The sequence below is a fragment of the Pedobacter nutrimenti genome (assembly GCF_003208655.1).
Lineage (GTDB): Bacteria > Bacteroidota > Bacteroidia > Sphingobacteriales > Sphingobacteriaceae > Pedobacter > Pedobacter nutrimenti.
Map to the genome: position 1 here is coordinate 261078 of NZ_QKLU01000004.1, position 26991 is coordinate 288068.

Consider the following 26991-nt stretch of genomic DNA (forward strand, 5'->3'; position numbering starts at 1 on the left):
ACCTGGGCACAGCATTTATGTCGTGAGCAGCCTTGCTCCTTTTCTGAATAATCAGAGCTGGATAAATGTATTTGGGGAACGTTTTATTTTGCAGATGCCCGAAGACATGGAGCTGTACCCACCTTCCGCTGAAATGGCCGGAGCCTTTTCTAACCTTATGCAGTTCACAGACGGCAACAGGGTTGAGACACTTCTAATAAACTTGCTATTTCCCAGATTTTTGACAGACTTTAAGCTCCCGGGCAACATTTGCGCCCAGATCAGAAGCCTTATGATAATCTTTACATGCTTTATCGAGATCGTTTAACTTAGCATAAATTCTGCCCCTGGTAGAATAATAACCTGCACGGGAGGGATATATAAACAACGCTTTATTAATATCCAAAAGTGCAGCATTAAAATCATTTGAAAATTCTTTCGAAATACTTCTTTGAGTTAAAGCATCTGCATTGGCTGTATCCATTTTTAAAACCTGGTCGCAAACGGAAATCGAACTTTTGTAGTCATAGGTCAGGAATTTCAGTTCAGCTATTTCCAATAGGATTGAAATATTGTTTTTTTCCAGTTTAGAAGCATTTTCATAATCTAAAAGGGCCTTTTGGTTCTGGTAGATGTCTTTATAAATTTTGCCCCTGCCCTTGTAAGCCGAAACAAGATTAACCCTTAAAACACTGTCCTTTTCCAACCCCTTTAATCCAATGATTTTATCATAATTGAGCCTTGCCTGATCTATCTGATCACTTTGCGAGTAAGCTTTAGCAACTTTTAAAAGGGAATCTGTTAACAGTACCTTCGGATTTTTGGGAGCCTCTACCACCGGTTCGCTGTCTTCCAGAACAACAGCAATCACAAATGCACCAATCCACAACACGATACAAAATATCGATGAAAGTCCATAAAACAAAGTCGATAAGCGCCGGGTCCGGTTTTTTTTATACCAAAACAGGGTAATTTTGGGTGCGATAAGTCCTACAATCGTGAATAAAAAGCTAATTACAAATAAGATTAGCAGGGTATAAGTTACATAAGCTATCATGTATTTCGATTAGTGGGTTAATATAATTTTATTAAAACTAATCACTATTCACCTTACAAACACGTACCTGTTTACAGGTATATGCACCCAGAAAATCAATCACTTAGCACCTATCCTATTTTCCCCGCGCACCGGTCTTTACCAACCAGCTTCATTGCTATTTGATGTTAAAGAAATAAATCATGGAAGACTCTGCATTTCCCGGATTATAGAACTCCTGTATAGGATCAATTTCAAAAAACTCTCCGGGTTTTATCCTGACAGAAATATTTTTATAATACCATATCCCATCCGAATGCAAATCCCGCTGAAGGCCTTTTAGAATGACGGTTTTACTACTGGTATTTTTGTAACCTGAAGTCGTTACATATTTCCCTTCCTTTTCCTGTTCCACCATATCCATCGTCACATTGCCCCGGCCATCATAAACAGAAACAGGTGCTTTTTCTTTTCTATTTGGTGTCTTTTCTGTATAACGGGTAAAAACAAGATACTTTTTGGCGTCCGTACTTGGCGGAAATTTGGTTTTGAAAAACTGAACAGTCTCCTGGTAATTCTTTTTGTTTATGGTGGCCAATTTCGAATTACCCACATCATCATAACGTTGCTGAAAAGCGGCTATTCGTTTTTTGTCTGCTTCCGGACGCGATGCAACATCAAAAGGGATGCTGTGTTTCCAATCTTTTTCACCATAAATCATATAGTAAGCCAACTCATCTTCAAACAATACATCAACCGTTGTTGTCCAAACGGCGTTCCTAAAGCCCTTATACGAAAACTCGCCCCTTACGACCAAGGGTTTGCCATTCTTAGCGCGCGATATAAATTTTATATCCTTCAGGCTGCCGGGTACATATTCCGGGTTCCAGTTTCCTTTTAACGCATGAAAAAGGTACTGATCGAGTAAATCGTAATAACGTTTGGTTTCGGTTCCAGCATTGAGGTTTTCACCAGGCCTGGAAGCAGGAGCAGAACTGACACCGGCAAGCACATTGTTTTCCGGTATATTTGTGCCCGAATATTTTCCGTTTATAATTCCATCCCATACACCGGTCCCCCTTGTTTTTCCCTGAATCCGCATATTATCCAACAGCCTGATCTGGTAATTGTCCAAAGCATATACACCATAAGGATCATCTTTGCGATTGCCGGCAAAAGAAAACGTCTTTGTGGAGGGATTATAATTGCCCGCCACATATTCAACCGCTGTAGCACCCATTTTACCCTTATAAAAATTCATGGCCGACCTATCAATTTTTACAATTGACCACTTAATGGTTCCTGAAACCTGCTGATATTTATTCACCGTAAGGTCGCAGTCGCCCAGGTACTCATAGCCCGTGTTGGCAACGGTTTCATTTAATGTTAATTTAAATTGCTGGGCCGTTCCATATAAAAAGGAGAGCACAAACAGAACGACCAGATTGATTTTTTTCATGACGTTAATTTAGAGTTTCAGCGTTTAAAGCGGCAACAGTTACCAGTTTGCATTTAAGTTATAAAATTACTTGCTCTTTTTTCATAAAACCCTACCTGTTTACAGGTAGATATAACCAGAATATCAGACACTTACTGTATTTTAGTTTTCAATTAATTACTGCTGATGTATTTCCAGATTTATGATGTAAAATATTGGGGACTGCTTGCTGCGTTTTTTTTAGTTTTCCTCTCAGAAACATCTTCTTCACAAACGGTCAACGATATCCTGAACATTCAGGTCAATGGCGTGGATTATTCCCTGAATCAGCACTTGTATATTTACAGAACAAACAAAAAGCTCAGCCCCGGTTTTATACTTGGTTCTTTAAAGAAAAAAGACTTCAAAACCCTTAGCCAGGACCAATCTTTTAGTGAGCGGCTCCATGTTGCCAAACATTATTGGCTGTTGGTTAAAGTGAAAAATACTACCGGCCAGGATAACACCTTTTATTATCAATTTAACAGTCAGGTGATCGATTTGGTAGAGGGTTATCAACAGAATGAAAACGGCAGGCTGATCAGCTTAGGCACTTCGGGCACCAATATCCCCTTTCAGGCAAGACCCTATAATTATTGCGACATTGTATATCCTGTTCAGCTTAAAGCAGGTACAACAACGACCATTTTGTTTGTCATCAATAATGACGATGGAGACACCATTCATTTCCTTCCGCAATTAAGATCTGCAAATACTTTTAAAGCAGAAGAAGAACGTTTTTATCTCGTGGCAGGATTAATTACAGGCTTAATGCTTACAGTGTTTATGCTCAATGTATTTTTTGGACTTTTTCTTAAAGACAAACTTCACTTGTTGTATGCGGTGTATATTTTAATTGCCCTTTATGAAATCTATAGCATGAGAGGGCTCGACATCCAATACCTCTACCCCAATTATCCCATTTTGTCTGGTTACCTGCAAAATTTATCCCCTTCACTTCTGGGGATCCTGATGACCTATATTATGCAATGGTTTTTAAATCAAAAGAAAAGCAACAGCCGCATAAAAATACTGGTTGATGTTGGTTTATGGATTATAATTGCATTGATCCCGGTTAATCTTTTTATTTTCTTTTTTTTAGGGGACAACCGGTTTTTAACCGGCTTATACGAAATGGTACTGGCTGTAGTCCTTCTAATTCAATGCCTGCTGTTTATTCTTTCTGCTGTAGAAAAGGTTATCCAAAAATTTGCACCTGCCTGGTTTTACCTGGCTGCAGTTCTGATATTTTTAATCGGATTAATTGAGTTTATACTGATGGTTTTATTTGGGGACAACCAGGAACTCCTTTTCAAGAGGTTCCCTAACGATATTGAAATTGGAATTGTATTGGAAACCTTTGTGATTTTTTTAGGTATCGTATTCAGGTACAATTCCTATAAAACCGAAAAAGAAAACTTAATGAATGAATTAAACCGGCACCAGCAGGAACTGATTAAAAAGATTGTCGGCGCTGAAGAAGAAGAGCGTAAAAGATTGGCCCGTGATCTGCATGATGATCTTGGTGCTACCTTAAGCACCCTCTCCCTGCATTTAGGAAGTTTAGAAATTAAACATCAGGAACAGTCTGTTTTGGAGCAGTATCAGAATTATAGCCTGAGCCTAAGCAATAAAGCTTTTAATGACATGCGTGCCATTGCACACGATCTGCTGCCAAAAGATTTTATGGAAAATGGTTTATTCAATACCATCAACGAAAGGATTGAAGAATTAAACCAAAACAGTCCCATTAATTTTGTTCTGATTACCGAAGGAGAGGACGAACATTTACCGGAAGTTTATTCGGTGACCATTTACAGGATTATTAAAGAACTTTTGGCCAATATCAACAAACATTCCCTGGCCCGTCAGGCTGCCCTACAAATTCTGATTGAACAAGACCGTATCCAGATTATGACCGAAGATGATGGCATTGGCTTTAATCAACAAAAAAAGGTAAAGGGAATTGGTTTAAAAAATATTCAGGGGCGAGTTGCTTTTTTAAAGGGAACCATACATATAGACAGCAATGAAAATGGCACACAAATGATCATAGAAATTCCGCTATAAACTTATGCAAAGAAGTATAGATTCAGAAATACCTATTAGGGTCGTCATTACAGATGATCACTCGCTTTTTGCTGATGGGCTGGAGCAAATTATCAATCAGATTAGCGGATTTAGGGTGGTGGCCAAGGTCAATAACGGTCGTGAGCTTTTACAGATTCTCAATGGCATGCAACCTGATTTGATTTTGCTGGATATTAATATGCCCGAAATGGACGGACTGGAAAGCGCCATGATGATCAAAAGAAAATTCAATAAATTGAAGATCATTTTTGTCAGTACGCATTTTGAAGCAGGTTATAAAAACTTTATAAGAGAAAATAACATTGAGGGTTTCATTGCCAAAAACATTACAGCAGTTGAATTGAAAGAGGTTCTTAAGCAGGTGATGTCTGGGATTAAAGTGTTGGTTACCCCTACTGAACTTCAATCCAATATCAGGCAAGCACCGGAAACCGATTTTATGAAAATGCATAAGCTCACTAAAACAGAAATTGAAATTATTCAACTCATTGCCGAAGGCTATTCTACCAAACTTATTGCCGATAAAAGAGGGCTCAGTCATTTGACAGTAGAGTCCCATCGTAAAAATATTTTCCGAAAGCTCCATGCAAAAAACATGGCCGATGTAGTGGCTTTTGCGGTCGTACAGGGAATTTATAAAAAATAACCAGTATCCGAAAAAATTGGCCTTGATTGGAGGTATGCTAATTTAATTATACATGACCACAACAATGAGCCGTTACATTGACCCCCTCACCGATTTTGGATTTAAACACCTGTTCGGAAGTGAACCAGACAAAGACATTATGATCGGGTTTTTAAATGCCCTCTTTGAAGGGGAGAAACATATTATTGACATCGTTTACAGCCCTACTGAACACCAGGGAAATCAGAGTACCGAGAAAAGGGTATTTTTTGACCTGACCTGTACGGGAACAGACGGAGAAAAGTTTATCATTGAAATGCAGCGGGCGCACCAACCCTACTTCAGAGACAGGTGTGTGTTTTCCTTATGCAGATTAATCAGTGCCCAGGTACCTAAAGGAGAAGTTGCCGGGATGGTTAAGCTAAAAGAAGTTTACCTCATTGGCATTATGGAATTTAAGTTCGAAGAGGATCAAAAGCATTTTATGCACAACATCTCTCTGTTTAACAATAAGACCAATAAAGTTTTTTTCAAAGGCATAGGACTTAAGTTTCTGGAATTGGCTAACTTTGATAGAGAGGCGCATGAACTGGAATCAGATCTGGATCGCTGGTTTTATTTGTTAAAAAACCTGAGCAAATTAGATAAGATGCCCGACTACCTGGATAAAAGAGTGTTCCAGAAGATTTTTAAAATAGCAGAGGTGAGTAAACTATCCAAAGAAGAACAGAAGTTATATGAATCAAGTTTACAGGCGAAATTTGATTACCATAATTCTATAGCCTATGCTAAAGAGCTGGCTAAAGAAGAAGGAAAGCTGGAGGGAAAGCTCGAAGGAAAACTGGAAGGGAGGCACACAGCAACTTTGAATATTGCTTTGGAGCTCAAGAAAAAGGGTCTGGACAATGCTTTTATTGCAGAAGTCACCAAGCTTCCTGTGGAAGAAATTGAAAAACTAGACATATAGCCTGATTTCATTTCGGGCTAAATCCCATATCTTTTTGAAACTTACAGAACGATTTATCCCTAATCCGATTTTCGGGGATGTTAATCTCTGCTCCCTGGTACACCAACAAAAATGAATCAAAACACTTATTTTCATGTTACTTCAAATTCAGACAGACAGATTAAAATTACTACCCTTTACGATACAGATTTGTGAAGAAGTATTATCCAGTTCGACTTCATGTCTGACAGATTTAGGTATTAGCCCTGCTAAAGATTGGCCTGATCTGGAAACTTTGGATACATTGCCAAGAATTTTAAAAAATTTAAATAAAGTCCAATCACCTTCTGGATTTGAATCCTGGATGGTTATTCATAAAAGCACAAATATTTTAATTGGAGATATTGGATTTAAAGGCTCGCCTAATGAATATGGGGAGATTGATCTTGGCTATGGAATTGTTCAAAGCGAAACTCAAAAAGGATATGCAAAAGAGGCGGCTTTAGGATTAATAGAATGGGCATTTAAACAAGCCGGAATCAAAGCGATTACTGCAAACTGTTCAAAAGAAAATTTCACTTCACAAAAAATATTAACTTTTTTAAATTTCACTAAAATTGAAGAGCATCAGGAGATGCTCTATTGGAAGTTATTGTCAAACAACTCTGGGGGCGTGTCCTATTGAAAACAGGTTTAAAGGCCTTACCCAATTATGCCAGTTCATTTTCTTTTAATCCATTCTGTGCTTATCCGACAAACAAGGTTCTGCATATCCTATAATACCCGACTCTTCCAGCTCCATTAACTTACGCCGAACAATGGCATAATCCACATCAACAGGAACATCGATTACAAAATAGGCTTCATTGGCTTTCTCACTGGAACAACCTAGTATATCAAATTCTTCCCGGATATCATTCGCAGGTGTTTCATCATTAAACATCACCACCTGTACCGTAGAATTACCAGAATATTCGACAATGTACCTGTAGGTTAAACGTTCCTGTTCCTCATCAAATTCTGCAAAAAAGACATCATTTGCAGCTATGTCCGGGGCATAAAACGGAATACTGTCCAATTTGTAAAGTCCTTTGTCCTGGTCAACTGTTATCGCCCACATGGTTTCCACTGTGTGTTGCTCCAGTACATCACTGTAAAACTGAAAAAGTATTTTAATGTGTTCTTCTTTGGGCATGCTCACCTATTTAAAAATTTCCTTTTTGTTGAATGATCTGTTTGAAAAAACAGCTAATATAAAATTCTTCAGCCAGGTTAAAAACAACCACTCACAGGCTGTATATTTATAAAATGCATATTAACGTTTACACCGTAATCACAATTGCCATTTTCGTACTATATGGTTACTCCTCATTTAAAACCCATCTGATTATAAAAAACTTAATAAAAACCATTGAAATTCCACGCCATTGGAGTGGCCGTATTCATGTAAAAGAACTTCAGCAGGCCCAGTTATTGACCAATGATACAACAGCTTTAAAGCAAATAAATGAGGCGATTTTTTTGTTAAATATGAGTAAGTATGTCGTTTATGGAGGATTTACTGTATTTGTAATTTTAATGCTGTTTAGTAATTTATAAGGGGTTTTACTATCCATTACTTTACGGTATGTTTTGAGCGAATTGGCCAAGTTATCACCAAACAAAATGGTTCAAATGGAAAACTCTAATATTACACAAGATCCAAAAAAGAAATGAGAAGAATATACTATCTATTTGCAATCTGTTTGTGTTTAGGCTATGGATGTCAAAACAATACCACTGAGCGTTATAGGGTTGGGCAAAAAGACAGTGCGAACTTCACAGTGTTTCTTTCAATGCTTTATCCTAAAGAGCATTTATTAGTCAAAGTAAACGACCAGATTGTGCTCGAAAAGATTGGCCGGGATACCACAGGCAGTCCGACTGGGGAATATTATTTTCATTATCCTGAGCCTATAAAAAAAATCGAGGTTACCAGCCGGTACCAGCAAAAAGTATTTCTTAACAAATTGTTTATCGATACATTGACTGATGTTGCCCAAAGAACAGTAGCAATATCCCGGCCCTTCCCGAAAGGCATGACGAAAACAAATTATAAGCCTTATGGATATGTCCCAATTGATTCATCGGACCGGCATGTTACTTTACTAAACGATGCTGTTTATTATAAAGGAACTTGGGTATATTAATGGGTCAGCGCAGGTAACAGTTTTATTTAATTTACACCCGCTCCTTAAAATAGTCGGTAATTTTTTGATCAATATTGGACCGGTCAACTCCGAGTACATACCATTGATGTTCTCCGTATTGAAGATCTTTCCAGGCATAATACAGGTCGAAGGAGTCGGAAAGTAATGACGTGTAATCAAGGTCCAGATACATGCTCATTAATGTGTATAAGGCAGCTGAAGGCTTTTCCTGTCCGGACAGTACCCTTTGTGCCAGATAGGAAACATATCCATTGATGACCTGGTCCTGATCAGAATAGTCAATCTCCAGTTCCTCCAATACCTTATCGGTCAAAGTCCACATTTCAAAATAGTCCAGCATTCCGCGCACGCCCGCTAAAATGAGCAGGTTTTCTGTTTCATAACCAGCAAGGAGCATATCATATGCCCATTTCACCCAGCCCTCTTCGTTGTGCCTCTTGAGTATTTTATATGCAAGAACTTCTGCTGTAGCTGCTACCGGAGTCATAATTATTTATCAGGAAAACTTAATTCAACGTGTATTTTTCAAATCCCTGTTTTTAAAAAGGTTCTTTTTTAATCTTCTTTGAAGAACATTTTTAAGGTCTTTTACCTCATTTAAACCCGTATACGAATTGGTCAGCACTAACCTTTGTTTTAGTGCCTTAGGTAAATCATTTAGTGATTTATCATCATCAATAATCACAACCTTATTGTAATCAATATTGTTGTGATGTATCCATTCCAATAGTTCGGTTTTTCGGCTGCAGCTAGGGTCGAAGGATAATTTATGGTCGTTTAATATAGAAAGAAATTTAATTTCTATACCCCTGTTTTTAAACAGCGCTTTCCATTTGTTTACCGTATACCTGTACCTGTGTGAAGTCGAAAGAATTATTTGATCCTTTGTTTTATAAAGAACTGAATTGAGGATGTCTACTGCTACAGGATTAAATTTATAAAATCCATCTCCCTCTAATTCCACGGGTTTATGTGGATTCGCATGTACCATTACACCGTCTATGTCGAGGAAAAAAATCATTTCGGTTTTAAGTTTTTAAATTCCTGTTGTGTGAATGGTTTTGATATTATTGGATGAACAATAACAACGAAGATAAAAGATTTAATCACTTGTTAAACAAGAAATACCCAGGACTTTGTATATTCAGAAATACATTTCTGACAAAAAGTACATGCTAAAAAGTAAAATATGATCCGTTTAACATTTGACAAAACAGGCACTGGGCATGACGATTTATTCTTAAGAATTGGTACCGAGCCAGCTTATTTAAAAACTGCCGACAGTTACTATCTATTTGATTTTCTAGAAATCAGCGATGAGGAAATTAAAAGCAAAAATTTAAAAGGTCAGCAGCTTCTGTCATTTGGGCTCATTAGGCTACTTGACTATTGGACCAGCAGAATTACATCTATTGAACCAGGGCAATGTACATTTTTACCATTTGACCTTTCTGACGAATACATTGGCGGCCTTTTAATTGAAGCCAGGACAACTGATTTTAAGCTTAAACCTGTTTGGACCGATCAAATTCATGGTTATGCAGTTGGGCAGTCTAACCTGGATGCTCAAATTAAAAACAACGATCTGTTATTTAAGCATGAGGTAGAAACTGAATGGATAATTGATCAACAAACTTTATTGGGTGACTTGGAACTGAGCAAAAAAGATTTGTCTGAACATCTTCACCCTCACTGATCAATCCGTTGGTCCAGTGTTTCCAGCTACGGATTCTTTTATAGATTCCGACATATTATTTTCCTTCCACTAATAATTTTGAAAAATTCACACGATTAACGATTAATATTATAACTTAGGTTTAAAGTTACATCTCTAATAACTATGAATTTAAAAATTAACCTCTCTCCAAGGCATTTCTATGTCCTAACGGTTTTGTTGACAATTCTTTTGTCCTTCAATTCCTGTAAAAAAAATGAAAAATCGGTACAACTGACTAATGAAGCCAATGATGCAAAAGCATGGTTTATTCATCAATCGAGTTCTAATGTGAGCTATAAAGTTGTTTAAGGTGAGAATGGTTTATAAGCCGACATTTGATCCTAAACTTAAAATTAATGCCCCCAGAAGGGAATTTTACTTTGAACTCAAGGAAGATACCATTGGAAATCCAAAACAAATTTTAGCATTGTTTAAAAAGTATGAGATGAGCCGAACTTTTAATAAATAAGTTATTTAATCCAATAAAATGTGAGTATGAAGCATATTTTACTCAATAATAGTAGCAAGATTGCATACGATGATAGTGATCCTAATGATGTGAAGGTATATATTGATGGTAAACTTCACGATTTTAAAGATAGTACTGAAAATAGAGTTGATTATGCTATTGCAACAAAAAGAAATAAATATTCTCAAACACTAAATAATCAGTTTGAAAATCTTATTCTGCTTACTGGAGCAGGTTCTTCAATTGGCTGGGGAAAAGATGATAAGCTAGGTAAGTCGATGGCAGATTTATGGGACGATGTTGAAACTCTCCTAACAGATAAAGTTTTTAGTCAATTACTTGCGAAAATAGGTTATAATGAAAAGTGGGAAAATGGCTCTGTAATAAAAAATCTGGAAAAGGTATTATCAATGGCCACGCCCGCTATACCTTATGTTCCCAAAGAAGATCTTGATATTGAAGATTGTGTTAATAGGATTAAAGATTTTATAAAAAATGCCTGTCAATTGAGTTTGCCTGATAATTCGCCTCATGTACTTTTATTGAATAAAATCACAAAACGCAAAGTTACTTTACCTAGATTTAAGCTATTTACCTTGAATTATGATTTAATGTTTGAACAAGCAGCTTGTGAAAGCAATTTTGTTATTATTGATGGTTTCTCATTTTCCCAACCAAGAATCTTCAGCGGACGAAATTATGACTATGATATTGTTTCTAGAAATCAAAGCAGGGTAAAAGAGGAAGATAATTTTATTCAAAAAGTCTTTCATTTATATAAATTACACGGATCCGTTAATTGGGAGAAAGAAGAAAAGAAAATCTTACAAAAAGAGAATCCAAACAACCCATTAATGATATATCCACATCAGTCGAAATATGAAAGTTCTTATGAACAACCTTATTTTGAAATGATGTCTAGGTTTCAGTCCAATTTAAGGAAAGAAAATGTCTTTCTAATTACAATAGGATTCAGTTTTGGGGATAAACATATTGTAACAGCAATCATTGAAGCGTTGGAACAAAATCCAAGTTTTCAATTGATGATAATAAATAGAAATATTGATGAAACCAATGAGAATTTAAAACCCTTTATCGAAGCAGCAAATAAATATTCCAACATATCCATTGTGTCAGAAACGTTTGAGGATTTTGCTAAATATTATCCTGATCTAAAATCTTACAGTCAAGAAGATTCAAGACAAATAGTAATTAACATCCCTAATGATTAAAATATGAGCAATAGTCCTTTTAATCACAGTCATTTTCTGGGATATGTAAATTTTGTATCTCCTGCATTTGTGAAAGTCCATTTTCCATCATCTGTATTGATGAAGACATTTGTACATCACGCTGAGGTATTACGAGGTGGTCTCGTAGGTAATTATATTATTATCGAAGGAGAAGAGAAAGGATTTCTTGGCAAAATGTTAGAGATTTCTTTACCTGAAAAAGAAAGATTGGAATTAAGCGAAAGGACTTTCTCTACTAAAGCTTTTCATCCGATAGGAAGAATTGAAATTCTTTTATCATTTGATTTATTTGATCCCAGTAAAATAGAAAAGGGAATAAACAGTTTACCGCTTATTGGTTCCAAAGTATTTATCTGTTCAGCCGAATTCTTGGCAACTCATTTTAAGACCTTTGGAATAAAACCCGAAAATATTGAACATTCTCCCACGTTTAGAATGGGAAATTTGATATACGATAAGAACGTTCCGGTAAATATTTCATTGCAAGCCATATTTAGCCGTCATTGTGCGGTTGTAGGTACAACTGGTGGTGGTAAAAGTTATACGATTAGTAAATTTATCGAAGGGGTTATAGAAACCGGAGCAAAGGCAATTATTTTAGATCCTACTGGTGAATATGCAACTTTTGATACGCATTCAAAGGTTGATCATTCTATATTGATTTCTGAGAGTTATTTTCCATATCAGAATTTGACCATTAATGATTTATTTGTTTTATTTAGACCTTCTGGACAGGTGCAACAACCTGTTTTACTAGAAGCAATAAAATCTTTAAAAGTAGCTCACTGCTTATTGGAAAGTATTCCTAATAATGGACATAGTAACAATGGGATTAATGATACTTTTACATTCAGAGGTCAACAGGTAATTATAAATAATGGACTAGTAGTAAAACAAAATAATCTTACTGCCGCATACAATAATGCTTATTTTACTTATAAAGCTGTTATTGAAAATTTCACAATAAATAATTTCAGTATAAATCTACTCCACAAACAAATTGGAAATGAATGTTTTCAAATATTCAATGATCGGTGGGCAAACACCAGAGATGAAAGAAATTATGGAAATGCGACAAGCTTGATAATGCGTGTTAATAATGTAATCTCAGACAATGATTATGCTGGTATGTTTGGGTTTAATACTCCAACAACAAGCAATCTTATTACTGAAATTAACGATTTTTTGGTAAATCCTCAAAAAAATGTATTTAGAATTGGCTTTGAAAATGTACCATACAACTTTCAGGTAAGAGAAATTTTAGCTAATTCATTAGGGAGGTATCTATTAAATAAAGCTCGCTCCAATACTTTCAGAGAGAATCCTCTAATTCTGTTTGTGGATGAAGCTCATCAGTTTTTGAATAAGAAAGTCAAAGATGAGTATTTTGAAAGTACTGAATTAAATGCCTTTGACAATATTGCAAAAGAAAGTCGAAAATACGGCTTATTCCTATGCTTATCAACACAGATGCCAAGAGATATCCCTGTTGGTACACTGAGTCAAATGGGAACATTCGTTACGCACAGGTTGATAAATTATCAAGATAAAGAAGCAATAGCAAGTGCCTGTTCCACTGCCAATAAAGAAACACTTTCGTTTTTACCTTCCTTAGGATCAGGCGAGGCTATCATTATGGGAGTTGACTTTCCTATGCCGATTTCTGTTAAAGTGGGTTTGCCTTCTACAATACCGAAATTCGATACACCGAAATTTAAGATGGTAAAAAATGAAGTGCCGAATTAAATCAGTCTGCGTTCTTTACTAAAATTTGCAAAAAAGTAAAAAATTATATTTTAAATATTACGGTATTCCGTAGCATTTATTAATTCGAATAAAATATTTTCATAGTAAAAACTACAATTATTAACTTATGTGGGCAGATAATGAAACTTCAGAAGATCTCTTAGGATTTAAGGTACACGCAGATTTATTAATCAATATTATAAATGATGAATCTGTTTTGCCAATTACAATTGGAGTTTTTGGTGATTGGGGAAGTGGGAAATCCAGCATCTTGCAACTAGTAAAAGAAGAATTTGACAAAGATGATGATAAGGATTCTCTCTGTATATACTTTAATGGATGGGCTTTTGAGGGATACGATGACGCTAAAGCTGCATTACTAAATTCAATTCTCAAAGAATTGGAAGATAATAAGAAGATTTCTGAGGAAATTAAGGATACGATCAAAGAAAAAGCAAAGAAACTTTGGAAATCTATTGATTGGATACGAGGTGCAGGTATGGTTATGAAGAATGTTGCGTTATCTGCTATTTCAGCATATTTTACAGGAGGTCTTAGCTTAATTCCTTTTGCAGCTCAAAGGTTAACTGAGTGGGGAGATAATCCAGAAAAAATAATAGAAAAACTTAAATCGGAAGAAGGTCAAGAAACATTTAAAGCTTTTATAAAAGAAAGTAAAGAGGAAAATAAAAGTTCTACAAATGCAGTAGCTGAATTTAGAAAAGATTTTGCTGAACTCTTAGACGCTACAAACTTTAAAAGACTAATTGTAATTATTGATGATTTAGACAGATGCAGTCCCGAAAGAATTATTGAAAATCTGGAGGCGATTAAACTTTTTCTAAATGTACCCAAAACTGCATTCATAATTGGGGCTGACCCTCGAATTGTAAAATACGCTATTGAACATAAGTACAAAAACAATAAAGAAATCGAAGAAGATAACAACAGGGTTGTTATAGATTACTTAGAAAAATTAATTCAACTTCCTTATTCTCTACCAAGACTTTCCGAATCCGAAGTTGAAACTTACATATCAATGCTAATCTGTAAAAAAGAGATTAGTGATATCAAATTTAAAAACGTGCTTGATGAATTTAAGAAGTACCGATTAACTAATAAATACTCTGCATTTGGACTATCAAATTTTGAGAAGATTTTAGATGCTGGAGAATTTGAAAAAGTTAAAGACAATGTCATTACGATTCCTTCATTAGTACCCTTAATAACAAATAGTTTATATGGGAATCCCCGACAGATTAAACGCTTTTTAAATACTTATACTATCCGAAAAAGACTTGCAGAAGTGGCGTCATTACAGAATTTTAATGATGCGATTCTTGCAAAAATGATGATACTTGAATATTCCGAGCCTAAATTGTTCAAAAAATTATTTGAATGGCAAATTGTTCAAGATGGATTACCTAAGGAAGTAACAAAGATAGAAGCTATGTGTAAAGAAAAAGGAATTGATGATGTAATTTCAGAAATAAAAAATTCTGATTTCAAAGAATGGGGTAAACCCAAAATAATAAAATGGTTTCAAATAGAACCTTTACTGTCAGAAGTTGATTTGCGAGATTATTATTGGATTGCTCGTGATAAATTAGAAAATTCTATCACTGCAGCGAGTATGATTCCACCTGTAGTAAGAGCATTGTTTAATGAATTATTACCTGAGAGTATGACAGCATCAGTCACAAAATCTATACTTATTGAAAAGTTTCAGCCATTTAGCAATATTGAAAAAGATGCATTTTTCAGTATTATGTCTTCAAATTTAAAAAGAAATCCTCAACAAAAACGGCTGTATGATATTTTCAATACAATGATAGAAAGTAAAATCGAAAACACAATTTATCACTATACAGAAGCCCTTAAAATAATCAGTGTATCAGATATTGAACCTGCGGTTGCTATAAGATTAGCAGATTTTAAATCAGTGTCAGAAATTGGCGATTTTTTGAATAATTATTTCAAGGATGGAAAATCAAAAGCAAGTAAGGCGTATAACTTAAAAAAATAGAAATGGGAACATCTAAATCATTTTCTGATGTAAAGCACTCAATGATTCCAAATTGGGGTACGCTTAGTTCTTCACTTACTTCAAATTGTGATTCTTCTATTCTACCTGCTCAGAAGCTTCAGAACATAATGGGAAATTTTGTTTCAACATTGGGTGGAGCCTCAACGGGTGGCCGTGGCGGATCAAAAACAGGAGGAAGAAGTAGTATTAGAACTGCAAAGAAAATCGGAGGAGTCTTTTCAAAGTTTATTAGTTCTGGTAATAATATTAGAGAAACGCTTGAATATAGCGGATTAACGGATCTTGATAATAAAACCGTTGGCGATATAATTAATCATTTGATTGAGTATTGTTCAGGTAACGCAACCTCTATTGATGACAATGCTGCAAAAGAAGCTACCAGATTATTATTAGAAGAATTAATAGGACAAGCTGAATCCATTGAAGAAGTGCAAATTTTATTAGAAGAAACCTTTACAGTTAATACATTAGAAGATGTAATAATAAAGTATTTTGGGTATTACATCAATGAGCTTTTATCAAAGTGGTTCTATGAAAATTTAATAAAAAACAAGAATGAAAGTGATTGTAATAATCTTTTCAACCAAATAAAAAATTTCATAGTTGAAAGAATCGGAGATATGCACAAAAAAAATCCATTACAAAACATCAATTGGAGTTCTGATGATGCCGATAGGCTTATAAAAAATATTCAACACGATGTATTAACAGTATTTGAATAGTTATGAAAGTAAACGTAGTTATTGAGGATGCAGATTATAGCAAATTTTCAAATTTGCAACTTTGTTACATAGATAACGGAGTGAATAGAAAGGTTCCATTATCTTTCTTAAGTTACGAAAGAGTTTTTGATTTCAAAGCTGATTTTACTTCTATAAAATTCGACTTCTTTCTTGTATCTGCAATAGTGTATGGTGTAGATAATCTACTTAGTCGAGCTATTTATTCAAATGATGGCTGGACGAGAGATATAGAAGTAGAGTTTCCAGTAGATAATTTAGCCGATTGGAGTGGTAAAGAGGAGAAATTGAAACAAATTTTAGACTTCTTAACAGGAGATAATTGGCAGATTTCTTTCCGAAAAAGAGAAAGAGTTGATTTATTTCAGCCACGCGCGAACAGGAGGAAAATCCCACGATATGAAAACGATACTATTGCATCAGTAAGTTTGTTTTCGGGTGGTTTAGATTCTTTAATAGGTGTCATAGATGAATTAGAAAAACTTAGTAATGATAAAAGGATACTTTTAGTTTCTCATTTTGATTCAAAATCACCTGGTCCGAATGGAGATCAGAGAACATTATTGAAACATTTAATGGGTCAATATCCAAATAAAATATATTGGGTACAATCAAAATTGGCATTATCAAGAGAGGATGCTAATGGTAACAGAGTAACTATTGAAAATAATTACCGTAGTCGTTCTCTTTTTTTTATTGGTCTGGGTTGTTATTTATCACCTATCGATGATTTGATAATTCCAGAGAATGGTACAATTTCAATCAATTATCCCCTTACACCATCAAGGGTAAGTTCTTTAAGTACTAGAACAACTCATCCTTACGTTTTAAAAAATACTCAAGAGTTACTTGTAGATTTAGGATTGTCTACAACAATACATAACCCTTATACGTTTAAAACTAAAGGAGAGATGTTTGTGGAATGTAGCAACCAAATATTTTTACAAAAAATCTATCAAGATTCCATTTCTTGTGGTAAAAGGGGTAGAAGGCAATTTCATTTTGATAATACTAATGAAAAACATAACTGTGGAAGATGTATGCCTTGTATCTACAGAAGGGCCGCATTGAATAAGGCAGGCTTGGACAACGAGAATCATTATGGTAATTTTATCACTAAAGTATCATCTATAGGAAATAATGATTTACCTGCATTATTTAGTTATTTAAAAAGAAAAATTTCATTAGATAAAATGAAAAGAGATTTATTAGTGAATGGCAATATTGATATTGATAATCTTACAGATTATGCAAAAATGGTATTGAAAAGCAAAGAAGAAGTTTTAATGCTGTTTAGTGATAAAGGAAATAGATTTGTAAAATCAGAGTTGGGCTTAAGATGATTATTGATACACATTGTCATATAGATTTATATCCTAATCCAAGAAAAGTTTTACAAGATTCTGTAAAGGCAAATATAACTGTATTAGCAATGACAAATCTTCCAAGCCATTTTGAAATGGGATATTCCCATTTTCAGTCATTAAGAAAGATACGATTAGCCTTAGGAATGCACCCCCTAATGGCTGATTCACATAAAAAAGAGTTTGATTTATTTCTAAAAAACATTGATAAAACATCATTCATTGGAGAAGTAGGGTTGGATTTTTCCAAAGAAGGTATTCCTACAAAATATATTCAATTAGATACTTTCTCTAAAATCTTAAAGGTTGTGTCAGGACAAAAAAAAATCATAAGTGTTCATTCCAGAAAAGCCGAGAAAGAAGTTTTAGAGCTCTTAATTAAAAACAATATACAGTCTGCAATTTTTCATTGGTATTCAGGTGGCATAAACTTAATTGATTCCATTTCAGAAGCAGGACTTTTTTTCTCCATTAATCCTGCTATGTTAAGGTCTACGTCAGGTAGAAAAATAATTTCTAAAATACCAAGGCATCTTGTTTTAACTGAAACAGATGGCCCCTTTGTAAATGAGAAAAATTCGCCTTTAAATCCGGGAGAAACATCTTCAGTAATCAATCATTTAGTCCAAGAATGGAACATCCCAAATTACGAAGTGGAGAATATTATTTCATTTAACTTCTCACGATTAATTAGTCATTTGAAATAAGAAATAAATCTCAAAAAACAGGACCTGTAAACGATGTCGATGTTGCTTATATAAGACCGAGTTCTATTCAGCAAGAGCTAACGGTTTGGTTTTTCGTCATGCTAGAAAGAGCAAAAGAACTCGTATTATGATAATCGGTAAACCTTCAGCAAACCTAACGCTAATGGTCTCATGGAAATCGTCTCTGTTCCTATTTATAGGATTGTCACTATAGCGTTCCGTGGCAATAAAACTACAGAACAGCATGTTTTAGTATAGATACTTACAGACAAAACAATCTACCAGAGAATATTAGATGGATGGAGAAAATCGTTGACGAATCAAAAGAAATTATTAAATCACTAATTACTCTACGAGAATTTGATCTCACTGTTACAGATAAAAAAGCTAGTACCTTGGGGTGGCCCTATCTTTTATTCATCAAGACTATTTAACTTAAAAGGTACTGAATTCCAATTTCTTCATCGCAAGCTTTAAATATTAAATAGAACTAATTTCGAAAAACACAACCTCCGAGCGGCCCAATCGGCTCAGGGAAAGTTTTTTGATTATAATGAGCCTATACTTGCAAAACTTAAGTGCACTTCAACTACCCTCGCCAGAAACCAACCCTTCCCAAAAACCTACGCCACCTCCATATGCGCGTACCCGATCCTATACAAAGCCAGCATATCTGCCACGGAAATTTTATGAATGGCCTGGTAGTTTTCAAAAGAGAAAAAGTTCATAAAAGAATTTAAAGAATAAAACGAAGCATTGATCTGGTAGCGTGGGGTGTATTCTTCTTCGTTGCGGAGTAAAACAGAAAGTTCGACCAGGGAGCTGGCATGAAGTACAATTTCTACACCTTCGTTGGTGGTAATGTGGTTCTCGGATTTCCAGAAATAGTTTTCCAGTTCTGTAGCAGTAAAATTCATAAAGAGAAATGATAAAGGTTATCAACTAATTAATTTGGGGCTTGTTTTGTTGTTTAGGGCTGCGAACCAATTTGTAGGAGAATGGTCGTTTTTTGTACCTAAATGCCATGTGATAAAGCTGGGGGCTTTAATGCCATGGCGGCCTAACAACAATATACAAAATAAAATATAAATTATAAAAATTTTGATGTCCCGGGTGACAAAAAAATTTTAGGCAGGCTGCTGCTGAAAGTCGTCTAAGAAATCCAGAATGACACACAGCTTGTTGTAAATTAATACCGCGGTGCCGCAGCGCAAATTGTCGCTGTTTTTCAAAGTACCGATAATTTCGGTAGCGGCATCCATTAGGGTGATCAATTCTTTCCTTAAAGCCTCACAATCTTTTTTGGCTTTTTCCGGATCGTTTAAAATATCCGTAAAAATCAGGTCGGTAAAGGTTTTATAAGCCCGGTCTATTTCAACAGCAGGGTCAACGAGGTACGGAATTTTCGTGTGCCCCGTTACATAGATCAACCAGTTAAAGTGGTTGATGCTATCGTCAATGGTTTTTTTCATCGTTTTTAAAGATTTTAAGATATTATAGTTTATATTAATTAAAATTAACAATTTATAAATTAATTCACAAAAAAGTAACAAATTATTTTTTTCTTGTAAACCGGGCCTGTGGCCACAGGTCCCGGTAAACGCACCTAGTTATAGAGAGCACATCTTTGGACGTTTCTATGGTCTATGGCCTTTAAGGCCGCTTTTTATACACCGCCTGAAAGAAATCCTTACCTTTATCCCCCTGGGCTACATCGGTTACTGTTAAGGTTTTCCCCTCCTCAGATAATTGGTAAGTTTCTGTCCGTTTGTACGAAAATGCAGGATTGCCCTGCTCGTCCTTTTCTACTTTATAATCCGATACCACCTGTATATTTTTTCCATCGGCACCAAGTTTTAAGGCGCACCATTTTCTGTAACCTGGCGTAGTCATTTTCACCTCCACAGGCTGTGCATTTATGGTGAGCTTGTCGGTCCTAATGCCCTCCTGCTTCAAATCCTTTTTGATGGTGATTTCATTTCCCTGCCTGGAAATGTCAATACTTGCCGGCATGGCCTCTTTAATTGTTTTAAAATCGGCCTGCGTAGTGTCCATTTCCCAAAAACCTATTAACTTGTTTTCAACAGGTGCTTGGCTGGCCCCGGTAAAAAGAACAAACAGTACAGCCACAAACAGCAGCCCGGCACCTTGAATTTTTATCGTTTTCATCAATTAAAAGTTTAATTTTTGGACATTTTTATAGGGGCTGGTTTGGCGGAAGGATTTGCCGCCAGGTAGTCTTTGATGATTTTGATGAATTCACCTGTTGAACCTTTTTTAGTAGGTTCAAAACTCTGATCTAAGCCTGGTCTGGGAGGATTTCCGAATAGAATATTGCCTTTTTTATCTAAAAGAAATAATTGAGGATAGCCCTGAAAACCGTAATACTTAATCAGTTCATGTTCTTCACCTTGGCCATTCGTATACAGATTAATGGCCTCTGCATGTGTATATTTACGATTTTTGGTTGCAGCTAGAAACATCTCCTTCTTTTTATCCACATCAATGGAGACAAAAACGACTTCGGGATTATCTTTAAATTCATCAATCACTGAGGTCATGGCTTTTGTTAAAAAGACACATCCTGTACAACCTGTAAAAAAGAAGTCAACAACTACCACTTTACCCCGTAAGTCTTTTAGGTTCACCGTACGGCCAAGCGTATCTTGTAAATGAAAGTCAAAGAAAGAATTGCCTTTACCGATTAATAGATCATTTTTTACTAAATAGTCTTTATAAGACTTTGTATGTATTAAGGATAAAGTTTGCTTTAGCATTTTACCATAACCAGCGTCGGCATCTAAGAGTGCCATAGACAATAATTTATCTCTTAGCGCCCCAACTTCATACTTATCTGCAATAAACTTGATAAATTTTTCCTTTGAAAGAGCAGCCCCAGGTTGATCAGCATTGAACTTTTTCCATGCAAGCGCCTGTTCTTTAGTAAATAGAAAATCTACGTATGACATAGATCGATCTGCTATTAGAGGTGATTCTGGTTTTAAAGAAAAATATGCTTGATTTTTCAAAACATAATCTACGTACTCATTCCTATGCCAGGCTGTACTAAGCGTATTAATAATACCGTGTATTTCTATTACCTGGTAATCCAGTTTCAAAATGGCATAACTCAAAGGAGATAATTTCGATTTGTATGTTTCAAGAATTTTCAAACTATTTTCCTTAATCATCCTTTGCTCAGTCCTAGTTTCTGTTACAAGATCATCCCTCTTTTCTTTTTTGGGCCAACTTTTTCTAAGTTGAGCCCTCTCTTGTAAAACTTTAACAATGCAATTGTATTTTTCGGCGCCTTTACCACTAAAAGTCACGCCCAATTCTCCTATATCCATTTTAATATCGTCACCGGCTTCCGCTAAAAACATAGCAGATATCATTTCTGCATCGGAGTGTTGTTCTAACATTCCAAAATATCCACCAGAAGTATGGAATGTTAGCTGGAAATAGCCCGTCTGAGCTATATTCTTTAAATCAAAATCAAACTTCCCATCCTTAATTCTACAATCTATAATTTGTTCTGGTTGAGAATAAGAACCATAAGGAGGGTAATAATTCAATCTTATCGTATCTACAGTTTTATCAGCTATGGTTATACTAAGTTTTAAGTCATTTTTTCTTTTTTGGGCACTGGCATGAACGCCAAAAAGAAAAATATAAGGGAATAAAAATATTTGAATAAATGTTTTCATAATGTTTTAATAGCTTGTTAAAGGTTATCGTGAATTTTGTTGAATGCCACTTAAGGCAATTTCGTCGTCGGGAATAGGCATTACATACCTTGGATCATTTGGCGGCAGCGTATAAGTTTGCCCACCCAGGTTACGGGTTAAGGTAATGTTTGCCCCTTCTTTATTTAAGCGTTTTAAGTCCGACCAACGTAGCCCTCTCCAAACCAGTTCTTTTCTGCGCTCCAATAATATTTTAGCCAATACTTCACTCTTATCGTTAGAAATAAAAGGCACATAAGTTCCGGTAACATACCTTTTAATCAATAAGGCATTCAGTCTATTTAAAGCTTCGGGTAAGTTCCCATCCCTGGCCAGGCTTTCTGCAGCAATTAAATACTGTTCATCAACAGCCAGACCTGTAAATGGATAACCTCCCTGGTTATAATTGTGGTATATTAGATTCATAAAATATTGCCCATTCTCTCTTCTAAAAAAGATGAATTTCCTTAAATCATTTTGTTCATAAAGGTCTATAACGTGGGGATCTGCTATTCCAGAGATTGCTGATGTAATATAATAATCGCCACTAGTACCTGTGAACCATAATAGTTCATCATTAGGAAAATCAAAAGGAACATCAGTAGCCTGGCTTAATGAATTAAAATCTATCAATTTATTGTATAATTCCAAAGATCGGGCAGCATATTCTGCTGCTTTTGGATAATTACCCATACTTAGATAAATTCTACTGAGTAAGGCATTTACCGCTACAGATGATGGCTGGTTACGGTATTTCGCTTGCAAAGGTGTTCCAGCCAATAGTTCCTCAGCAGCAGATAAATCTTTAAGAATTTGATTGTAAGTTTCCTGAACAGAAGCACGTTTTTGATTGTCGTTGATGTTTGAGGAAAGTTTTAAGGGTATCCCTAAATCCGAGCCAGCAGTAGCTGGGTCATAGGCAGGTGAAAAGGTTTGCACCAGGTTGTAAAAACAAAATGCTCTTGAAAACAAGGCCCAGCCCTTCACATATTTTCCCTGACTACTGTTTTTTAGACCCTCAGATAATTTATCCCATTGATCTAATACCACATTACAATAAAATATACTTTGGTAAGGCAAATTCCAGTCTGGAATTTTCACCTCGCCAGCGTAGATATCTTTAGCCCATATAAAAGCGTTTCTTTCTGTTTTGCTGATGTCTTGAGAATTAAAGTCGGAAAAGGAAGGATAATAATATTCATCTGCAGATAAAAAGGGCAAAGTCGGTGAATTGAAAACCATTACAACAGTATTGCTCAGTAACTGGCTCATGTCGTCGAGTGTTTCCGGTACCACCAAATTAGTTTTAGGTTTTTTATCTAAAAACTCACTCTTTTTGCAGGCACAAAACGCCAAAAGGAGAATAAGAAACAAGCTGTGTTTTAATTTTATAATCATGTTGATGGATTGTTTTAAATACTAGCACTAAGACCTATCGCATAACTTCTTGGGCTTGCTACACTATAACCACCAAAACCTGTATAGTCAGGATCTAAACCCAACTTATTGGCCCGCCAAAGTATGGCCCCTAAATTGGATGCGTAGAAATACAGCTTCAGGTTGCTAAATACTGATTTTAGCTTTTGGATATTGAACGTATAACTCATTTTCAGATCCTGCAAGCGGATGTGATCGCCTTTTTCTACCAGAATTTCGGAACCTCCATAAAATCTTTCTCGAGAACCATCAATGGGATAAATTAAGGAAGGGACATTGGTGCTATATTCATCACCTGGTTTTTGCCAGCGCAAAGCATAATCCGCTTGTTTGTAACTTAGATCACCGACAAAAGACCCTCGTCTAAAATAGTAACCCATTTTGTACACCAGGTTTACAGAAAGCTCAAACCCTTTATAGAAAAAATTATTGCGGAAACTGCCAAATACGATTGGGCTTGCCGGACCATGATAGACCAAATTGTTTAAATTACTGGTGTTTTGAATGCCCGCATAATCTTTACTGATTTGCCCATTGAAATAGCCTTGTGGATTACCCAAATTATCTAAGCCTGCCCAGCGGTAACTAAACAATGCAGAATAAGGTTTTCCTAGCATTGGGGCATTATAGTTTAAAGTCACATAATTGGAACTTACGGCTTGCTGTACTTTGTATTCTATTACCTTATCTTTAACATAGCTCAACAGAAAATTAGTTGTCCAACCCAAGGTTCCCTTTAAATTGATGCTGTTTAAAGCTAGGTCTATTCCTTTGGTTAAAATGGAAGCTGAATTTCCTGTAAACTTTACCACACCCGACTGTGGCGCAATTGGACTATTACCAATAAGGTTGGTGCCTTTTTTGGTGTAATATTCTATTGTACCGGTAATCATATTGTCTTTAAGCCCAAAATCGAGGGCGGCATTATTTACCCGTACCTTTTCCCAGCTTAAGTTTGGATTGGGAGGGTTTACGATATACTGAAATGGCAGATTGTAGATGCCATCAGAAGGTTCAGCACTTGCAGTGACATAAGCAGAAAGATTTTTACTTAAATTTCCATTGTAACCATTGGTCAGCCTTAAACGCAAATAAGGTAAAAATTGGAACGGATAAAAACTTTCTTTGTGAGCATTCCAACTTACACCCAGGGAATATAATGGCACTCCTTTTAAATTTGCATCGACCCCAAATAAATTGGATTCATCTTTACGCGCACTGGCCGAAAAACCATATTTATTTTTATAACGATAGCCGATGTTCGCATAATAAGATACAAACCGGTCTGTAGATCCACCTTGGCTACCATATTTCTCTATTTTACCACTACGTTTTTCTAGCAAAAACGGAAAATCCCTAAAATAGTCGACCATAACGTCAGTTGCCGTACTGGTTTGATAACCATATAACCTGATTAACCTACTAAACTCTGTATAATCCTTAAGTTCCGTTCCAATTAAGGCGTCGATTTCGTGATCATTTTTTAAGATTTTTTGAAAATTAAGCTGTAGCCTACCCGTGTTGTTTTTGGAATTACTGGAACTAAAATTTGCCACAGCCCCCAAAGGAACTGGCCGGGTAATTACACCCGTAATGGGGTCAATTTGGCTGTAGGTATTAATGAGGTTCCTAGTTGAATAACTATCTAAATCTTTTATAGATTCAAAATCATCCATCCCCCGCTGATACTGGTACAAAAATTCGAGATTTAAAGTTTTTGGGATGATCTTATAGTTTAAACCTAAATTGAGCCTGTAATTGCTCATTTGTGTTTTCGAATTCTGAACAAGCCTTTCGTTTAGGGGATAATAATTCCAATCTAGTAATCCAGAGTTTAAATATTTATCTTTAGCCACCTGACTATAAAAAGTAGAAACGGGTAATGCTTTCCCATTTTGATCGGCCAGCTGTACATAGGGGTATGTAATTGCATAGCCTCCTGTATTAGATCTTGCGATGCTCCTGGTAAAAGAAATATCGGTACTGAGCTCCATCCTATCTTTTAACAGGTTAAAGGTATTCCTGGCATTTACGGTTAAACGGTTGTAATCACTGGAAACACTGGTGGCCAGGTTTTTATCGTAACCTGCAGAAAAGTAATACATATGGTATGCAGAACCCCCTGTAATGTTTAGGGCATATTGCTGGTTTACTTCATTTCGTAAAAAATACTTACTGTAGTCATTACGCGCATCTATTTTGCTTAAGGCACTTAGTTTTGCAGCTGCATCACTATGGCTTAAAGCGCCTTTTCGCTCGGCATCCAGAATATCCACTACAGGACTTTGGGCCAAATAGGGTGTATACTTAAGTGCCCCGTCATAATTACCATGATCAAACAGATATTTTTGATACTCTATATACTCTGCTGAACTCATTTGAGGCACAGAAAACAAATCGGGTTTGCCGGTAATGCTTACATTTGAGTTCATGGAAATTTTGGGCAACTGGTTGTATTTCCCTTTTTTGGAAGTCAGTACTATGACCCCGTTACCGGCCCGTACCCCCCAAATGGATGCCGCAGCCGCATCTTTTAATATGGTTACCGATTCGATATCGCTGGGGTTAATGTTGTTTAAATCGCCCTCATAGGGAAAATTATCCAGTACAATTAAAGGGTCGGTATTGGCCCTAATGGTGCTCCGACCCCGTACACTGATCGCCGGGTCACCCGGTGTTTTATTCGCACTTTTATTAAAAATAACCCCGCTGGTTACCCTATCCAATCTGCTCAGCACATCTGTACTGACACTCCGGTTTAACAACTGGTTGTCTACCTGTACAAAACTCCCCGTGGCCCTTTCTTTATTTAAATTCTGGTAACCTGTACTGATAATTCCTACTTCTTTAAGCTCTCCTGCCGCTGGTTCCAGCTGTATGGCCGAAGAGCCCGAAACTTCCTTTGCTAAAATCTCCTTTGTTTTGTAGCCCAGGTACGAAATGACCAGTACGGTATTTTCTTCCAGTTGCTTTATGGTAAACTCGCCTTTATCGTCGGTCACCACGGCCCTACTCGTTCCCTTTATCCTTACCGAAGCTCCCGGCAAGGGCTCGCCTTTTTCATCTTCCACACGGCAATGCACATCGGCATTGCGCCAGGCAGCAGCCAGCTTTTCCAAAAAGGAAGGCGTTTTCAGTTTAAGCACTACGGTATTTTCTTTCAGCTCGTACGACAGGGGCTGCTGGTCGAAAATTTTGTCTAGCGCCTCATCGAGCGGGCTGTTGTTCAGTTTAATGTTTACTTTTTTACTTTGTTCTAAAATGTCATCGGCATACAAAAAATTAACACCGCTTTGCGATTTGATTTTTTTAAGCACTTCTTTTAAAGGGGTATTTTGTTCCGACAGGGTAATGCGCTGCCCAAAGGTGGCGGCACTGACCTGCAACAAACCCAGGGTCATAAGCAGTAGTGTGATTTTCAC

26 protein-coding genes are annotated in these 26991 nt (G+C 36.1%); 15 read left to right on the forward strand and 11 right to left on the reverse strand.

Translation table 11 applies throughout. The annotated features are described in order from the left end of the window. Window positions 1–22: 22 nt before the first annotated feature. Window positions 23–307, forward strand: a complete 285-nt coding sequence (locus B0O44_RS12640) for an aminoglycoside 6-adenylyltransferase (protein ID WP_245943657.1) — start codon at window positions 23–25, stop codon at window positions 305–307. On the opposite strand, the gene B0O44_RS12645 is transcribed toward B0O44_RS12640, so the two are convergent. Further along, a complete protein-coding gene (locus B0O44_RS12645; RefSeq protein ID WP_110831040.1) occupies window positions 206–1036 on the reverse strand; it encodes a tetratricopeptide repeat protein in 831 nt (276 codons plus the stop codon). The genes B0O44_RS12640 and B0O44_RS12645 overlap by 102 nt on opposite strands. A gap of 157 nt (window positions 1037–1193) precedes the next feature. Further along, on the reverse strand, window positions 1194–2474 hold the full coding sequence (locus B0O44_RS12650) for a hypothetical protein (RefSeq protein ID WP_110831042.1): 1281 nt from the start codon (window positions 2472–2474) through the stop codon (window positions 1194–1196). Between the two features lie 165 nt (window positions 2475–2639). On the opposite strand from B0O44_RS12650, the gene B0O44_RS12655 reads away from it, so the two are divergent. The 4 genes from B0O44_RS12655 (at window position 2640) to B0O44_RS12670 (ending at window position 6839) form a co-directional block, all read left to right on the forward strand. Next, on the forward strand, window positions 2640–4562 hold the full coding sequence (locus B0O44_RS12655) for a sensor histidine kinase (RefSeq protein WP_110831044.1): 1923 nt from the start codon (window positions 2640–2642) through the stop codon (window positions 4560–4562). Between the two features lie 4 nt (window positions 4563–4566). Continuing rightward, on the forward strand, window positions 4567–5229 hold the full coding sequence (locus B0O44_RS12660) for a response regulator transcription factor (protein ID WP_110831046.1): 663 nt from the start codon (window positions 4567–4569) through the stop codon (window positions 5227–5229). Window positions 5230–5281: 52 nt separating this feature from the next. Then, entirely contained in the window at window positions 5282–6175 is an 894-nt protein-coding gene (locus B0O44_RS12665) for an Rpn family recombination-promoting nuclease/putative transposase (protein WP_110831049.1), read from the forward strand. Window positions 6176–6308: 133 nt separating this feature from the next. Beyond that, complete coding sequence (locus B0O44_RS12670; protein ID WP_110831052.1) at window positions 6309–6839, forward strand: GNAT family N-acetyltransferase; 531 nt, start codon at window positions 6309–6311, stop codon at window positions 6837–6839. A 45-nt stretch (window positions 6840–6884) separates the two neighbouring features. Here the strand turns inward: B0O44_RS12670 and B0O44_RS12675 are convergent, their stop codons facing one another. Beyond that, a complete protein-coding gene (locus B0O44_RS12675; protein ID WP_110831054.1) occupies window positions 6885–7349 on the reverse strand; it encodes a DUF4265 domain-containing protein in 465 nt (154 codons plus the stop codon). A 113-nt stretch (window positions 7350–7462) separates the two neighbouring features. On the opposite strand from B0O44_RS12675, the gene B0O44_RS12680 reads away from it, so the two are divergent. After that, on the forward strand, window positions 7463–7753 hold the full coding sequence (locus tag B0O44_RS12680; RefSeq protein ID WP_110831056.1) for a hypothetical protein: 291 nt from the start codon (window positions 7463–7465) through the stop codon (window positions 7751–7753). A gap of 113 nt (window positions 7754–7866) precedes the next feature. Then, the gene (locus tag B0O44_RS12685; RefSeq protein WP_146229825.1) at window positions 7867–8343 is read left to right on the forward strand and encodes a hypothetical protein; all 477 of its coding nucleotides are present in this window, start codon (window positions 7867–7869) and stop codon (window positions 8341–8343) included. Window positions 8344–8374: 31 nt separating this feature from the next. On the opposite strand, the gene B0O44_RS12690 is transcribed toward B0O44_RS12685, so the two are convergent. Then, complete coding sequence (locus B0O44_RS12690) at window positions 8375–8851, reverse strand: hypothetical protein (protein WP_110831061.1); 477 nt, start codon at window positions 8849–8851, stop codon at window positions 8375–8377. A 24-nt stretch (window positions 8852–8875) separates the two neighbouring features. Next, window positions 8876–9385, reverse strand: coding sequence for an HAD domain-containing protein (locus B0O44_RS12695; protein WP_110831064.1), 510 nt, complete (start codon window positions 9383–9385; stop codon window positions 8876–8878). A 168-nt stretch (window positions 9386–9553) separates the two neighbouring features. Here B0O44_RS12695 and B0O44_RS12700 point away from each other — a divergent pair, with 168 nt between their 5' ends. The 8 genes from B0O44_RS12700 to qatD all read left to right on the forward strand — a co-directional run bounded on the left by B0O44_RS12700 (window position 9554) and on the right by qatD (window position 18407). Continuing rightward, entirely contained in the window at window positions 9554–10060 is a 507-nt protein-coding gene (locus tag B0O44_RS12700) for a hypothetical protein (RefSeq protein ID WP_110831066.1), read from the forward strand. A gap of 144 nt (window positions 10061–10204) precedes the next feature. Further along, window positions 10205–10390 carry a hypothetical protein gene (locus tag B0O44_RS12705; protein WP_110831069.1) on the forward strand — a complete coding sequence of 62 codons (186 nt, stop codon included), beginning with the start codon at window positions 10205–10207 and terminating at the stop codon, window positions 10388–10390. Window positions 10391–10576: 186 nt separating this feature from the next. Then, window positions 10577–11782: an SIR2 family protein gene (locus B0O44_RS12710; protein WP_110831071.1), complete on the forward strand. Its 1206-nt coding sequence runs from the start codon at window positions 10577–10579 to the stop codon at window positions 11780–11782. Window positions 11783–11785: 3 nt separating this feature from the next. Beyond that, on the forward strand, window positions 11786–13549 hold the full coding sequence (locus tag B0O44_RS12715) for an ATP-binding protein (protein ID WP_110831073.1): 1764 nt from the start codon (window positions 11786–11788) through the stop codon (window positions 13547–13549). Between the two features lie 127 nt (window positions 13550–13676). Continuing rightward, a complete protein-coding gene (locus B0O44_RS12720) occupies window positions 13677–15575 on the forward strand; it encodes a KAP family P-loop NTPase fold protein (protein ID WP_110831075.1) in 1899 nt (632 codons plus the stop codon). Window positions 15576–15577: 2 nt separating this feature from the next. Further along, window positions 15578–16318: a hypothetical protein gene (locus tag B0O44_RS12725; protein ID WP_146229826.1), complete on the forward strand. Its 741-nt coding sequence runs from the start codon at window positions 15578–15580 to the stop codon at window positions 16316–16318. Window positions 16319–16320: 2 nt separating this feature from the next. Continuing rightward, window positions 16321–17679 (forward strand): Qat anti-phage system QueC-like protein QatC, encoded by a 1359-nt coding sequence (gene qatC / locus B0O44_RS12730; protein ID WP_110831079.1) that lies wholly within the window; start codon window positions 16321–16323, stop codon window positions 17677–17679. Beyond that, a complete protein-coding gene (gene qatD / locus B0O44_RS12735; RefSeq protein ID WP_110831081.1) occupies window positions 17676–18407 on the forward strand; it encodes a Qat anti-phage system TatD family nuclease QatD in 732 nt (243 codons plus the stop codon). Before qatC ends, qatD begins: the two co-directional genes overlap by 4 nt. 623 nt (window positions 18408–19030) lie before the next feature. Here the strand turns inward: qatD and B0O44_RS12740 are convergent. From B0O44_RS12740 to B0O44_RS12765, 6 genes are all read right to left on the reverse strand, one after another. Then, window positions 19031–19324, reverse strand: a complete 294-nt coding sequence (locus B0O44_RS12740) for a hypothetical protein (RefSeq protein WP_110831083.1) — start codon at window positions 19322–19324, stop codon at window positions 19031–19033. 210 nt (window positions 19325–19534) lie between these two features. Beyond that, complete coding sequence (locus tag B0O44_RS12745; protein ID WP_110831085.1) at window positions 19535–19879, reverse strand: hypothetical protein; 345 nt, start codon at window positions 19877–19879, stop codon at window positions 19535–19537. Window positions 19880–20060: 181 nt separating this feature from the next. Further along, window positions 20061–20576, reverse strand: a complete 516-nt coding sequence (locus tag B0O44_RS12750) for a hypothetical protein (protein WP_110831087.1) — start codon at window positions 20574–20576, stop codon at window positions 20061–20063. An 11-nt stretch (window positions 20577–20587) separates the two neighbouring features. Next, on the reverse strand, window positions 20588–22114 hold the full coding sequence (locus tag B0O44_RS12755; protein ID WP_110831090.1) for a TlpA family protein disulfide reductase: 1527 nt from the start codon (window positions 22112–22114) through the stop codon (window positions 20588–20590). Window positions 22115–22138: 24 nt separating this feature from the next. Then, a complete protein-coding gene (locus B0O44_RS12760; protein ID WP_110831093.1) occupies window positions 22139–23530 on the reverse strand; it encodes a RagB/SusD family nutrient uptake outer membrane protein in 1392 nt (463 codons plus the stop codon). Between the two features lie 14 nt (window positions 23531–23544). Further along, window positions 23545–26991, reverse strand: coding sequence for a SusC/RagA family TonB-linked outer membrane protein (locus tag B0O44_RS12765; protein ID WP_170123327.1), 3447 nt, complete (start codon window positions 26989–26991; stop codon window positions 23545–23547).

Coding starts and splice junctions, on each gene's coding strand:
- B0O44_RS12645 (WP_110831040.1), bottom strand. CDS start 1,036: ATGATAGCTTATGTAACTTATACCCTGCTAATCTTATTTGTAATTAGC.
- B0O44_RS12650 (WP_110831042.1), bottom strand. CDS start 2,474: ATGAAAAAAATCAATCTGGTCGTTCTGTTTGTGCTCTCCTTTTTATAT.
- B0O44_RS12655 (WP_110831044.1), top strand. CDS start 2,640: ATGTATTTCCAGATTTATGATGTAAAATATTGGGGACTGCTTGCTGCG.
- B0O44_RS12660 (WP_110831046.1), top strand. CDS start 4,567: ATGCAAAGAAGTATAGATTCAGAAATACCTATTAGGGTCGTCATTACA.
- B0O44_RS12665 (WP_110831049.1), top strand. CDS start 5,282: ATGACCACAACAATGAGCCGTTACATTGACCCCCTCACCGATTTTGGA.
- B0O44_RS12670 (WP_110831052.1), top strand. CDS start 6,309: ATGTTACTTCAAATTCAGACAGACAGATTAAAATTACTACCCTTTACG.
- B0O44_RS12675 (WP_110831054.1), bottom strand. CDS start 7,349: ATGCCCAAAGAAGAACACATTAAAATACTTTTTCAGTTTTACAGTGAT.
- B0O44_RS12680 (WP_110831056.1), top strand. CDS start 7,463: ATGCATATTAACGTTTACACCGTAATCACAATTGCCATTTTCGTACTA.
- B0O44_RS12685 (WP_146229825.1), top strand. CDS start 7,867: ATGAGAAGAATATACTATCTATTTGCAATCTGTTTGTGTTTAGGCTAT.
- B0O44_RS12690 (WP_110831061.1), bottom strand. CDS start 8,851: ATGACTCCGGTAGCAGCTACAGCAGAAGTTCTTGCATATAAAATACTC.
- B0O44_RS12695 (WP_110831064.1), bottom strand. CDS start 9,385: ATGATTTTTTTCCTCGACATAGACGGTGTAATGGTACATGCGAATCCA.
- B0O44_RS12700 (WP_110831066.1), top strand. CDS start 9,554: ATGATCCGTTTAACATTTGACAAAACAGGCACTGGGCATGACGATTTA.
- B0O44_RS12705 (WP_110831069.1), top strand. CDS start 10,205: ATGAATTTAAAAATTAACCTCTCTCCAAGGCATTTCTATGTCCTAACG.
- B0O44_RS12710 (WP_110831071.1), top strand. CDS start 10,577: ATGAAGCATATTTTACTCAATAATAGTAGCAAGATTGCATACGATGAT.
- B0O44_RS12715 (WP_110831073.1), top strand. CDS start 11,786: ATGAGCAATAGTCCTTTTAATCACAGTCATTTTCTGGGATATGTAAAT.
- B0O44_RS12720 (WP_110831075.1), top strand. CDS start 13,677: ATGTGGGCAGATAATGAAACTTCAGAAGATCTCTTAGGATTTAAGGTA.
- B0O44_RS12725 (WP_146229826.1), top strand. CDS start 15,578: ATGGGAACATCTAAATCATTTTCTGATGTAAAGCACTCAATGATTCCA.
- qatC (WP_110831079.1), top strand. CDS start 16,321: ATGAAAGTAAACGTAGTTATTGAGGATGCAGATTATAGCAAATTTTCA.
- qatD (WP_110831081.1), top strand. CDS start 17,676: ATGATTATTGATACACATTGTCATATAGATTTATATCCTAATCCAAGA.
- B0O44_RS12740 (WP_110831083.1), bottom strand. CDS start 19,324: ATGAATTTTACTGCTACAGAACTGGAAAACTATTTCTGGAAATCCGAG.
- B0O44_RS12745 (WP_110831085.1), bottom strand. CDS start 19,879: ATGAAAAAAACCATTGACGATAGCATCAACCACTTTAACTGGTTGATC.
- B0O44_RS12750 (WP_110831087.1), bottom strand. CDS start 20,576: ATGAAAACGATAAAAATTCAAGGTGCCGGGCTGCTGTTTGTGGCTGTA.
- B0O44_RS12755 (WP_110831090.1), bottom strand. CDS start 22,114: ATGAAAACATTTATTCAAATATTTTTATTCCCTTATATTTTTCTTTTT.
- B0O44_RS12760 (WP_110831093.1), bottom strand. CDS start 23,530: ATGATTATAAAATTAAAACACAGCTTGTTTCTTATTCTCCTTTTGGCG.